The sequence below is a fragment of the Albidovulum salinarum genome (assembly GCF_025673475.1).
Classification (GTDB): domain Bacteria; phylum Pseudomonadota; class Alphaproteobacteria; order Rhodobacterales; family Rhodobacteraceae; genus Albidovulum; species Albidovulum salinarum.
On record NZ_JAOVQO010000011.1, the window covers coordinates 127678 to 139259 of the forward strand.

Sequence of the window (11582 nt, forward strand, 5' to 3'; positions counted from 1 at the left end):
GTTTGTCGCAAACGGGCTCAAAACAAACGTTGGTTGCGTTTTGCGTCAAACGCAGCACAGGGCCTTCCGCGCTTGGGCGCAGATCAGGTCATCGGAGCCGGCTGCCGCAGCGCCGCATGACCACTCCGAGCCCATCCAAGACATTCGTGCTTGGCGCAGCAGCTCACGACCGACGATGCTTGCCGCACTCAATTGGCAGCTACATCAAGGATGGAGTCCTAAGGACGTATATTGCAATCGGCGACATCTTCGTTTCGTCGCGCCACTCTATTCCCTCGTCAGGTGAACCAAGCGGCTTGTGAAGCTTGGCAAGGCCCAGTCCGGCGCGTTCGGCAGCTCCGATGTAATCCTCCTCTGTCCAGAAATAGTCATACAAGACGACGTCGATACCCTGAATCAGCAGTTTGACCGTGTCGCCGCTTTGGAGCGTTTTGTCGTTCTCGGGGAACGCGTACGACAATGATACCCAGTTTCCCTCAGTCGCCTCGGTCGAGGAGGTCACTAGGATGATAATTCCATCCTTCTTAAGGACCCGCTTCAATTCCTTCAGGATATTCTCGATTTCCTCGATCCGTGAAACTTCGAGGAACACGTAGCTGGCAAAAATCAGATCGAAAGCGAAGTCGCCGAATGGCAAGCGCCCGCTGGGGACATGGTAATACTGGCCCGCCTCGTCCTTGGAGCGAGCTTGCCTAAGCATATCCTGGCTAATGTCTACACCGATTGCATCGTAGCCGAGGCGCTTCAAAAACCGTGTCGAGCGCCCCGCACCGCAGCCATAGTCGAGCACGGACGCGACGGAACCTGCGTGCTCACCGATCAGCGTGGGTATGTCACGAAACGCGAGGTATTGTGTCCCTTGCATCTCCAGGTCGGCAAATGCGCCGGCGTGCTTTTCGTAGTCGTGTGTTTTGATGCTCATCCGAGCCATCTCCGCGCAAACGTGGCCATCTTCGCCATCCGAAGCGGTCTCGCCGGCCGCAAGGCCCGAACCTACGGTGCACCAAAAACTGAACGAGCCGGCCATTAGAGGCAGACGTTTCATTCTAGCAGATCAATGAATTGGAGTGAATTCGGCATCGTCAGACCAGAAGCGGTTGCTACGCGGCCTCAGACAGAGTGCGCCCTGAAAGACCGCTTCGTCCGCTTTGCTGACCTCGACACGAGTCCAGCCATAGCGTTTGCAGCGAACGGCCGCTTCGACGGGCCGCGTCGCGGCATAGTCACCTGGGGCTGAAGGTCGGCAACGGGACGTCTGCGCTTGAGCGCAGATCAGGCCATCGTCGCCGGCTGCCACAGCGCCGCATGACCCCTCCGAGCCCGAAGTGCCGGATGCTGCACAAAGCACGAATGGCCGGAAATGGCTCTGTCCGCAAGCAGCCACACGTCTTCTGATTTCGCGTTTCCTTCAACCGATCTTCCGTAGCGGAGTTGGGGCGCGGTTCAGTGGCGGTGGCCTGCCGATCTACGCGCGGCGTTTTGTCGGAAGAGTGGCGATGCCGTCGATCCGACCATAATCTCCCACGGGCAGCCAGCGATCCATCGTGCGCGCCAGCCTGGCGTCACCACTGACGAATAGTGAACCCCGGTCTGTCTCGCGGGCGATCGTGCTGCGCCCGATCAATATGCCGGCAAGCGAGATGACTTCGGTCTCGATGTACAGGTCCACATCGCAGCCCGGATCGGAGGTGCAGAGCTCCGGCAGCGCATCCGGTTGGATCACCATCCAGTAGGTGTCGTAGGGGAGATCGTCATCGCTGAAATGGAAGCGGATTACGACACGTCGATCTGGCATCTCCGTGACGTCGATCCAGCGGCGTATCTTCCACATGAGCGTGGACAGGTTCGTATCGCAAAGTGCGATTTCGGCTTCGATGTAGCGTTGCGCCCAGACCGCCAGCGCGTTCAGCGCAGGCTCCAGCGCGATCGCCTTGTCAGTACGGATGTAGTCGACCGTCCCGGCTGCTTTGTCCTCAATACGCTCGACTAACCCAGCGGCTTCCAGTTCTTTCAGGCGTTTGGAGAGCAGCCCGGGGGAAATGCTTCCGATGCCACGGCGGATATCGTTGAAGCGGGTCGAGCCCGACCAGAGCTCCGTCAGGATCTGAATCGACCACCTCGGCACCAGAATCTCGCACGCCTTCGCGATTGGGCAGAGCATCCCATAGGGTTTTTGCGGCATGGGCCGTACCTCCCCTCGATGGAAGGCTACTCTCATTGACGCGCGGGGATCCAGTTCGAAAAGTGTACTGAAACCGGTTCACTCGCCGCACTACCCTGGAGCGGTGCTGCTGCGCCAGACTGCCTGCATCGCAAGCGGCATTGAACGCCGCAGACAAGGGAGGCGATGACATGGCAATGAAATCAATTGGACAGCGCCAGTCCGAGCGAAGGACCCGTGCGGTTCTGGGTATCGGATCACAATGCCTTCTGGCGGCCGCCGAGATACGCGACCGCCTAGCAGCGAGGCGAGCGTTTCGCAGGCTCTCCACCAGGCAGATGCGCGACGTCGGCCTTACCCATGACGATGTGAAGGCCACCTGCCGGGCACCTCTATCCGTGAACATGGGCCGCAATCTCCGCAGGATCGCGCGAGGGCGGGCCGGGAACTGGTAGATTGAGCGGATCTAGCTATGTGGCAAGTCTGCATTTGCGACCATGTGACTATTGAGCCAAAGAAGGGTCAAAAGCCGTCGCAGCCACCTGGACAATCAGCGCTGTTGGGTTCCGCACTAGGGCGCCCGCTCGGTCCGGCATGATGAACCTTGGATGCATTCTGAGAAGTTCCGGACCTGGCAGAAAGCGTCGGATGACAACTTCAAACCCGCATCCATTATTTCCATGTGAGACTGGATCCGGACCTCGGTTCGCCTGAGGCCCGAATCCGCAAACCGATTCTTTTCACGAGGCCGGAGAGGGATCAGTCTCGGAGTTCGGAACGAACAGGAACTTCAGCTCACGTTTGTTCTTGTGCAGGTCGGATCGGACGGCGTCCATTCGAGGCGTGGCGGCCGGACGGGTGCAAACATGAAACTCTTCGCCGGTAGCCCGCACGACGCGGGGATCGTCGAACCGTAGTTGAACGGAGAAGCTGCGGATGTAGTAACCGGCTGGGTTAGATGTGACATCCCCTACACCGGCGGCTTCGTTGACGTGGCCCTCACCGCACAGCTTGTCGATCCGGGATTGCGCCTCGGCTGACCCCGCAAACAGGACCAGTGCCACGATCAAGCTAGACTGCATAATCATCTCGGTACCCCCTTTGCATAGTGCGTTCCGTCTGCCGCCGTAAGAGGTCAACTCTGTTGCGAGGACGGCGGCGGGTTCGCTAGACTATTGGGGCAGACGGGGGGGCGAAATGTCCCGAAAACGCGCCGAATTTGCGATGAAATCCCACGAAATCATAAAGCTGGGCAGTTACCGCTTTGACCCTAGCGACAAGACGTTGCGGGACAGCTCAGGCGGCGTCGTTCCACTGCGCAGCCAGAGCGCAGATGTCTTGGCCTATCTTGCCCAGCGGCACGGGCAGATTGTCGGCAAGGACGACATCATCAGCGCGATCTGGCGCGACACATTCGTGACCGATGACAGCCTTGTTCAATGTATCGCCGACATTCGGCGAGCACTCGGCGATCAGGAGCACGCACTTGTTCAGACCCATCCGAAGCAGGGCTACCGGCTGCTTGTGACGTACACCGAAGGGCGTCGAGAGGTCTCGCTGAAATCAAGGCGGATCGCATTTCCATTTCGGATTGCGGCTGTCGTCGCTGTGGTCCTGTTGTCGATCGCCTCGCTCGTTCTGTGGCAACCGCGGCCGACCGTGCGCCAAAGTCCGGTTCCGGACGACGCGCCACTGTCCTTGCCGATGAAACCGTCTATTGCCGTTCTCGCGTTCAGCGATCTTAGCAAAGGCGCGAATGCAGACTTTCTCAGCGATGCGATCGCTGAGGGAATTATCACCGAATTGTCGCGGTTCGCGGAATTGTTCGTCGTCGCGCGCAATTCGAGCTTCAGTTATCGCGATCAATCGACGGATGTGCGCGACATCGCTCGGGACCTCGGCGTACGATACGTCCTGGAGGGCAGCCAGCAGAAAGCTGGCAACCGACTAAGAGTAACCGCCAAGCTTATCGACGCCGTTTCGGGTAATCATGTCTGGGCGGAAACCTATGACCGGGACATCGAGGACGTCCTCACCCTGCAGGCCGAAATCACCAGAACCGTCGCCGCCACGGTTGCCCCAAGGCTCATCGTCGCAGCGACGAATGAGGCCGCCAGATTGGATGCAAATAATCTTGAAGCCTTCGCTCACTGGCTGAGGGGGAACCGTCTCCTTTACGATTACACGCGGGAGAGCACCGCTAAAGCGCAGAGCGAATTCCTGGCGGCTTTAGCGGCGGACCCGAACATGGCACGCGGCCATGTCGGCCTCGCCTATGTTTATATCAACGGAGTCCGTTGGGGTTGGACCGACCTCGAGCGCGGCCTAGCCCTGGATCTGGCGCTGAAGGAAGCACAGACCGCGCTGGATCTGGCGCCGGAGGATTACTACGCGCATGAGACCATGGCATATATCCTCATGCAGGCGGGTGAACATGAAGCGGCAATCACCAAGTTCCGGGTTGCGTTGCAGCTAAACCCGAACTCAGCGGACGTGCGGGCGTCCATGTCGGAGGCGCTGAGCTACACAGGGCAGATACCTGAAGCCATCAGCCTGATACAGGAAGCGATGCGGCTCGATCCACATCATCCGGACTGGTTCAATTGGGTCCTCGCGTGGTTGCAGTGGTATACGGGTGACTGCGAAGAGGGCCTTGCGTCCATGGATCGCATGGCACAGCTGCCCAATCTCGCCCGGCGAACGCTGGCTTCATTGTATGTTTGCGTCGGTGATGTTCCGAAGGCGCGTTCGGTCATCCACAAGTTTCTTGAACAGGAGCCCGGCTATTCCATCGCAGATGTGCGGGCCAGCTTGGCCCACAAATACAAAAAACCCGCTGACCTTGAACGATGGATCGACGATCTGCGCAAAGCAGGGCTTCCCGAGTGAAGGATTCTACCAAATCGCCCGTTGTCCGATTTCGAAAGAAACCAGAAACGTCCCTGAATCGCCAACCTCGCTTGGCCGGAAAAAGATTTGTTCTCGGACCGATGAATGCTGCTGTGTGAATGCTCGTCGAAGGGCCAACGACGGATTTGTCCGCTTTGCTGACCTCGACACGAGTCCGGCCCTTGCATTTGCAGCGAATGGCCGCTTCGACGAGCCGCACCGCAGCGTAGTCGCCTGGGTCTGAAGGTCGGCAACGGACCGTGAGCGTCGATACGGTGAAGGCTTATTCCTGCGCGCACCACTCCAGCGGGAACGGTTCCAGCATTCGCGCCAGCGTCACCCCCGGTCCCTGCCTGCCGTCCAGGATCGCCTCGACGATGACGGGCGCGAGGAGCGTCAGGCGCAGGACGCGGGTCATGTAGGAAGAAGCGATCCCTTCGCGTTCGGCCAGTTCGGCGATGGTGGCGAACTCCCCCGCGTCCAGCATCCGCTTCCAGCGGAAGGCGCGCGCCAGCGCCTTGACGAGCGTGTTGTCGATCTCTCGTTTTGGCGGTGCGCCTGGAGGCAATTGAATCTCCTTGCGCCCGCCGCGTCGATGGAGCGTAATCGGTATGTGGACGGACACGATGTCGCTCATGCGGCCGCCCTCGTGCCGCTGGCTTGAATCTCCACAAGCAGATGTGACAGTCCGTCCACACGCAGCCTGAGATTGAGACCATCGGTGCCGACCTCCACGCGCTCGACCAGCAGCGCCGCGATGCGGGCCTGCTCGGCAGGAAAGAGCTCGTCCCACAGCGGGTCGAATCGTTGAAGGGCCGCGCGGGCATCGGCCTCGGTGATGTCGGCGGCATGGGCGCGCGCGGCCTTCCAAGTGCCCGCAACGATCTCGGGCTGACGGAACACGACACGGAGCTGGTTGACGACGGCTGCCTCGATCTCTCCCGCGGGCACGCGGCCAATTGGGCAGGCTCCGGCACCATGCTTCAGCACGGACTGGCTGACATAGTAGCGGTAGAGCCTGCCGCCCTTGCGAGTGTGGGTCGGCGAGAATGCAGCGCCGTCTGGGCCGTAGAGCAGTCCCTTCAACAGCGCGGGTGTGTCGGCGCGGGTGCGTGCGGCGCGCCTCCGAGGACTCTCCCGCAGGATCGCGTGCACGCGGGTCCACGTCTCGCGGTCGATGATGGCGTCGTGCTCGCCGGGGTATGCCTCGCCCTTATGGACCGCCTCGCCGATGTAGGCGCGGTTCGAAAGCATCCGGTACAGGTACTTCTTGTCGATCCGGTTGCCGCGCGGCGTGCGATGACCGCGCGTGCCGACCTCCCGTGCCAGTTCCGTGCAAGATCCGATCTCGAGAAACCGGGCGAAGATCCAGCGAACCTGCGCGGCAGATTCGCCGTCGACCACCAGCTTCCGGTTCTCGACCCGATATCCGTATGGTGGGACGCCACCCATCCACATGCCCTTCTTACGGGAGGCAGCAACCTTGTCTCGGATGCGCTCGGCGGTGACCTCCCGCTCGAACTGAGCGAAGGAGAGCAGGATGTTCAGCGTCAGCCGCCCCATCGACGTTGTCGTGTTGAAGGACTGCGTGACCGAAACGAAGGTCACGCCGTTCCGGTCAAAGACCTCGACCAGCCTCGCGAAGTCGGCGAGCGAGCGCGAGAGTCGATCGATCTTGTAGACGACGACCACGTCGACCAGCCCGTCCTCGATGTCCTGCAGCAGCCGTTTCAGGCCTGGGCGTTCGAGCGTGCCCCCCGATATCCCGCCATCGTCATATTGATCGCGGACCAGCACCCAGCCTTCGGAGCGCTGGCTGGCGATGTACGCCTCGCAGGCCTCGCGCTGGGCGTGCAGGCTGTTGAACTCCTGTTCCAACCCTTCCTCGGAGGATTTCCGGGTGTAGACCGCGCATCGGCGTTTCAATTTGACCTCCGCCATCAGCGGCCTCCCTGACGTTTGAGCCCAAAGAAGACGAGCCCGTTCCAGCGGGTCCCGGTGATGGTGCGTGCGATGGCGGAGAGCGACTTGTAGGGTCGCCCCTGCCATTCGAAGCCGTCGGCGGTGACGGTGACGACGTACTCTATCCCCTGCCACTCGCGCAGCAGCCGTGTGCCGGTGATCGGGCGGTCGCGGTCGAGGCGCACTCCGCGCTTCTTCTTGTCCCCGCCGTCAAGTTCCTCGCCCAGCTGCTCCAGCCGCCGGATCGTTTCGGCTTTCAGCCCGCCATAGGCGAGCTCCTGGATGCGATAGGCGAGCCGGCTTTCGAGGTAGCGCCGGTTGAAGGGCGGTGGCTCGCTGTCGAAGAGCTCACGCCATTGCGCTTTCAGCTCCGGCGTCGGAATGGTCTTCAGCGCGGCGAGGCGCGCGGGGATGGGATCATGCGTCGTCATGCGGGTCTCCGGCTCATGGCGGTCGCATGACCGCTCCGGTCGGCGGTGAAGGGAAGCGAACTTTCTCCGTCCGGATCAGATCGTTCGCTTGACTGCGCGGCACGAAGCCGAACGAGCCCGAGCGCGAGGATGCGGCAGAGCTCGGCGCGGCGCTCAATCGGAGAAAGATGAGAGGGGTGCAGTGGGTTCATACCCGTGAAAAGCCATCCGCCACGGTGGATTGGGACATCGGAGCGCGCGAATCCACTTGAAGGCGAGCAGAGACAGGTCAAAGTCGCCTGAAAGAGAACATGCTTTGGAGACCCAGATGGCACGATCCCGACAACCATTCGCACCGAACCTGCAGAAGGTTCTGGATCGCGCGCCGGCCCCGGTCGCGCGGGATCTGTTCAATGCGCCGCGCCGTGGGAGCGGACCAATCGTCGATTTTGCGGATCTCGATCCGGCATGTGACACGGCTGGGCTTGTCGAGTTTGTCGGCAAGCTGGATCAGGACGTTCTCAAGGAACTTGACGACATCTGCCGGCAGGTCGTCGATCTGAGCGATGCAAAAGGCGCGACGTCGCTGACCACCGTTGTCAATCGCAAGCTCTACAACACCGACATCGCGACCTACGACGCGCAACCGGACGAACTTTGCAAATCGATCTGGGTCTACACGAAGTTTCACAACGTATTTCTGGACGCCCAGAGCTTCTACACGGCGCGCAGATACCGGGATCACGGAAAACTGTATTCCGCGTTCGAGGTTGCCGATGACGCTTCGATGGAGTTTGCCGCAGATGGCGTCGACGGGGAGGTGTTGGCCCGTCGGATCGGCGAAGCTCTGGACCTTCCAAGCAAGTCGACCGTTACCGCGATCGATCTGCCAGACACGGACACCCATCCCAGCTCCGTGATGGTTGCGGTCAGACATGGCGGCGCGCTGTCGAGCATCCAGGACCACCGGGACGACGGACTGCGGGAAACGCGGTATTACCGTCCGGCAGAGGAAGCGATCCTGATCTACACGCCGTCGCTCAGGAAGCTCGAGGTTTGCGCCCGGGGATATGTGGTGCGCGACCATGCCTCGCGAGCCTTCGCGGAAGTGGTCCTGGGGCAGGATCTGAAGAGCAAACCGCTGACCGGGCGGAACTTCAATCTCGACCGGTTCGGAAGATCGCTTCAACTCCCGCTGCCCGAACTCGAGGACGTCGAGATCATCCACGCAAAGGTGACCGAGATCGAGACACGGCTCGGCAGTTGGAAGCGTCGCCTCCTGCTTCAGGTCACGATTGACGACGACATCGAGGACTTCGCCAATCGGTTCATGGGCACAACGAAGGCGGCTGCGTCACGTTTCGGATACAGCCGCGTCGCCATTGCCGTCGCCTACAAATATCGTGAGAGCGGCGAGTCCGGGACACTGAAGCTTTGGGTCTCGAGCGGCAACACGTCGAACGCCCAGAACGAACGCGATCCGAAATTGCGGGACCTGAGTCTGAGGCTGCTCGAAGCCTGGGGCATCATGAACAGGCAGCGCCTCCTCGACGAACGGGAGCGGGCGTTTTACTTCGACGACTTGCTCTTTCTCTTTGACTATCCGGAAAATGAAGTCGCGGGCGCGGTACTGTCGAATGCGGGTGTCGATCGAAAACGCCTCCTGTCGGCGCAACTCCTCGGAAAGAAGGGACGCCAGGACATCGTTCTGATCGACGATGACGACGGGCCCGTCGAAGCCGAACTCGACACCGGAGCGCGACAAGGTACTTTGACGCTGGAGGGGTCGTTCGGAGAAGATCTGGGCGCCGTTTCCGAGGACGACCACGTCATCTACCGGATCAACCGCGCCTACCTGTCCGAAATCGTGATCGATGCGTTGAAGCGGGAGCTCGGCGCATCTCGCGCGACGGTTTCGAGCGATCACATCGCGGAGTTCGGTGACGTGCCGATCGGGTTCCAGACGATCCCGATCTATCTCGTCCGGGCTCTGGCAAGCCTGAAGAAGCCGGAAGACCTCGATCTCGAGTTCCGACGTCGCCATCTCGCCGGGCCGGGGCTGATCCTGTCTGCGGGTGACACCGGGATCAGGTATCTTGGCGCGAACGTCGTCATTCCGTTGCGCCGTGTCATCTCTCTCGAAGGGGACGAGATCGTCCTTGATCCCGGGGCCCTCGAGCAGGCTTACCGGTCGGGCCAGTTGCTCGTGATGGCGGGCGATGCACCGCAGATCATCCTTCATGGGCCAAAGCATGCGACGCTTCACATCCCCAGCCGGCCGCCGTTCAACCTGTTCGGTGAGACGAAGATCCTTCTCTTTCAGCGCCTCGTCGACGCCGCTTTGAATGGCGAGAAGGATGTCCGCACCAGCGAGTTGATGCGCGGGATGGGATCGAAGTCGCCTCGGCAACTCTTCCAGAGTTCCGAATGGGCCGCGCTGCACAACGCCTACATCTGCAGTGTTCGAACCCGAACCTGGCGCCTCTGTGAGGACGCCCCCCCGCCCATCTAACCTTCATCTAAAGATCGGGATCTGACGATCTAACCATCCGTGCGCGAATTGAGGGGCTCCAGCATGACAGGAGCCCTCACATGGCGACACGGACCGAAACCCACCGTTCCTCCCCCCGGCCACGGGCCGGCGACGACCCGCTGTGCAACTGGCGCTGCCGCTGCTGCGGCGCGCTGCTTGGCCGATATCTCGACAATCGCCTGCAGATCCGTTTCGCGCGGGGCCACGAATACTACGTGACGCTTCCGGTGACGACGCGGTGCCGCACCTGCATGTCGCTGAACGAGCTCGTCGGCCGCAAGGCCGACTGACCACCTCCATCCCCCGAACATGAGGCGCGCGACGCCCTGACTGGCCACCAAGAGGCGCGAGACGCCCGGCCGTAAGGCAGGCGTCTCATGCGAGCCGAATGGCATTCGCTTCATGGCCGGTTGGACCGGCTCACACGGATCAGGCAGTTCGAAGACGAGTTCAGGGAAATCTGCGGGAGGCATCCCGACCTCGGGGCCTGGTCGGAACCGGGGTCCCTGACGGCCATGCTGCATGGCCCCGGCGATGCGGGAGACAAGAACCGCGTGCTCCGCGCGCTGGTCTCGATCGCGCAAGACGGCGATAGTCCGCACCGCGTGGCCCAGGTCGTATTGATCCTCGCGCTCTGGCCGGGGCTCGATGCTGTTTATCGGCGGCACCGCGCCCGGTTCCGATCCGACCCGGCGGCGCTGGCATCGGATCTTCTCGCCGATGTCGCGGAGGGCATCCTGCGGCTTCACCTCGACCGGGTCCAGTGGATCGCCGCCACGCTTCTGAGAAACACGGAGCGCGACCTGTGCCGCCAGGAGATCGCACTGCGAAAGCGACAGATGGAACTGTGCGACGTGACGGATGCGGTGATCGCGAAATCGGTCGATTCCGCCCGGATTCCTTCGGTCGAGGTGGTCAACGACGATCCAAGGACAGAGGCCCTGTCGCGGCTCATGAAGACGCTGCCGCCGGAAGACGTGGGGATGCTGATCGCAGTGGCCGTTCTCGGCGAAACCCAGCGCCAGGCGGCGGAACGGTTCGGCATTGGCTACGAGGCGGCGCGGAAACGCTACCAGCGGACCCGTGACCGGTTGCGCGCGGAGCTCGACCGCGCATGACGAGCCATGTCCCATTCTCGTGGTGGGACTGGCTTTTCCTTCAGAGAGCGCCGGGATCGGCCCGGCGCAGTGGAGAAGACCCGCAATGTTCGACGAACCCGAACCGCGTGCCGAACCCGTGAGATTGCCCGGGCTGTACCGTGCCTGGGAGATCGGCTGCCTGATCGAGACAGAGCGGCGCTACAGCGTCGAAGGGGTCGGCGCGACCCTCGACGGAGCGCCGCTCTTCGCCGTCTATGCCATCACCCATGATGCGGATCGGGTGGAGGATCAGACATGATCCGGTCCGCCGACGCGATGTCCGCCCGGATCAGCGGCCTGCCGGACCGGGTGACGCAGGACGAACTTGCCGACCACTGGCGCCTCAGCACCCGCACGCTGGAGAGATGGCGGGCGAACCGCACAGGTCCGGCCTGGATGAAACTCGAAGGCCGCGTGCTCTACCGGGCCGAGGACATCCTCGCCTTCGAGGAGACGCAGATGCGGCACGCGGAGAGCTCGTCATGACG

12 protein-coding genes are annotated in these 11582 nt (G+C 61.7%); 6 read left to right on the forward strand and 6 right to left on the reverse strand.

The features are described 5' to 3' along the window. Window positions 1-199: 199 nt before the first annotated feature. From OEZ60_RS13020 to OEZ60_RS13030, 3 genes are all read right to left on the reverse strand, one after another. Window positions 200-1045: a class I SAM-dependent methyltransferase gene (locus OEZ60_RS13020; protein ID WP_263336858.1), complete on the reverse strand. Its 846-nt coding sequence runs from the start codon at window positions 1043-1045 to the stop codon at window positions 200-202. Window positions 1046-1465: 420 nt separating this feature from the next. Beyond that, window positions 1466-2182 carry a winged helix-turn-helix transcriptional regulator gene (locus OEZ60_RS13025; RefSeq protein ID WP_263336861.1) on the reverse strand — a complete coding sequence of 239 codons (717 nt, stop codon included), beginning with the start codon at window positions 2180-2182 and terminating at the stop codon, window positions 1466-1468. A gap of 719 nt (window positions 2183-2901) precedes the next feature. Continuing rightward, window positions 2902-3249 (reverse strand): hypothetical protein, encoded by a 348-nt coding sequence (locus OEZ60_RS13030; protein WP_263336862.1) that lies wholly within the window; start codon window positions 3247-3249, stop codon window positions 2902-2904. 109 nt (window positions 3250-3358) lie between these two features. On the opposite strand from OEZ60_RS13030, the gene OEZ60_RS13035 reads away from it, so the two are divergent. Then, a complete protein-coding gene (locus OEZ60_RS13035; RefSeq protein WP_263336865.1) occupies window positions 3359-5050 on the forward strand; it encodes a winged helix-turn-helix domain-containing protein in 1692 nt (563 codons plus the stop codon). A 283-nt stretch (window positions 5051-5333) separates the two neighbouring features. Here OEZ60_RS13035 and OEZ60_RS13040 read toward each other — a convergent pair whose 3' ends face one another. Genes OEZ60_RS13040 through OEZ60_RS13050 form a run of 3 tightly spaced genes read right to left on the reverse strand, consistent with a single transcriptional unit; the run spans window position 5334 to window position 7443 of the window. Beyond that, window positions 5334-5687, reverse strand: a complete 354-nt coding sequence (locus OEZ60_RS13040) for a hypothetical protein (RefSeq protein WP_263336868.1) — start codon at window positions 5685-5687, stop codon at window positions 5334-5336. Further along, window positions 5684-6991 carry a recombinase family protein gene (locus OEZ60_RS13045; RefSeq protein ID WP_263336871.1) on the reverse strand — a complete coding sequence of 436 codons (1308 nt, stop codon included), beginning with the start codon at window positions 6989-6991 and terminating at the stop codon, window positions 5684-5686. The genes OEZ60_RS13040 and OEZ60_RS13045 overlap by 4 nt, the downstream gene beginning before the upstream one ends. Further along, entirely contained in the window at window positions 6991-7443 is a 453-nt protein-coding gene (locus OEZ60_RS13050; RefSeq protein WP_263336874.1) for a DUF2924 domain-containing protein, read from the reverse strand. Before OEZ60_RS13050 ends, OEZ60_RS13045 begins: the two co-directional genes overlap by 1 nt. Before the next feature lie 307 nt (window positions 7444-7750). Here OEZ60_RS13050 and OEZ60_RS13055 point away from each other — a divergent pair, with 307 nt between their 5' ends. The 5 genes from OEZ60_RS13055 (at window position 7751) to OEZ60_RS13075 (ending at window position 11580) form a co-directional block, all read left to right on the forward strand. After that, entirely contained in the window at window positions 7751-9934 is a 2184-nt protein-coding gene (locus tag OEZ60_RS13055) for a hypothetical protein (RefSeq protein ID WP_263336876.1), read from the forward strand. Between the two features lie 80 nt (window positions 9935-10014). Then, window positions 10015-10245 (forward strand): hypothetical protein, encoded by a 231-nt coding sequence (locus OEZ60_RS13060; protein WP_263336879.1) that lies wholly within the window; start codon window positions 10015-10017, stop codon window positions 10243-10245. A 120-nt stretch (window positions 10246-10365) separates the two neighbouring features. Beyond that, entirely contained in the window at window positions 10366-11073 is a 708-nt protein-coding gene (locus tag OEZ60_RS13065; protein ID WP_263336882.1) for an RNA polymerase sigma factor, read from the forward strand. An 85-nt stretch (window positions 11074-11158) separates the two neighbouring features. Then, entirely contained in the window at window positions 11159-11353 is a 195-nt protein-coding gene (locus tag OEZ60_RS13070) for a hypothetical protein (protein WP_263336885.1), read from the forward strand. Then, window positions 11350-11580 carry a helix-turn-helix domain-containing protein gene (locus OEZ60_RS13075; protein ID WP_263336888.1) on the forward strand — a complete coding sequence of 77 codons (231 nt, stop codon included), beginning with the start codon at window positions 11350-11352 and terminating at the stop codon, window positions 11578-11580. The genes OEZ60_RS13070 and OEZ60_RS13075 overlap by 4 nt, the downstream gene beginning before the upstream one ends. Window positions 11581-11582 lie beyond the last annotated feature (2 nt).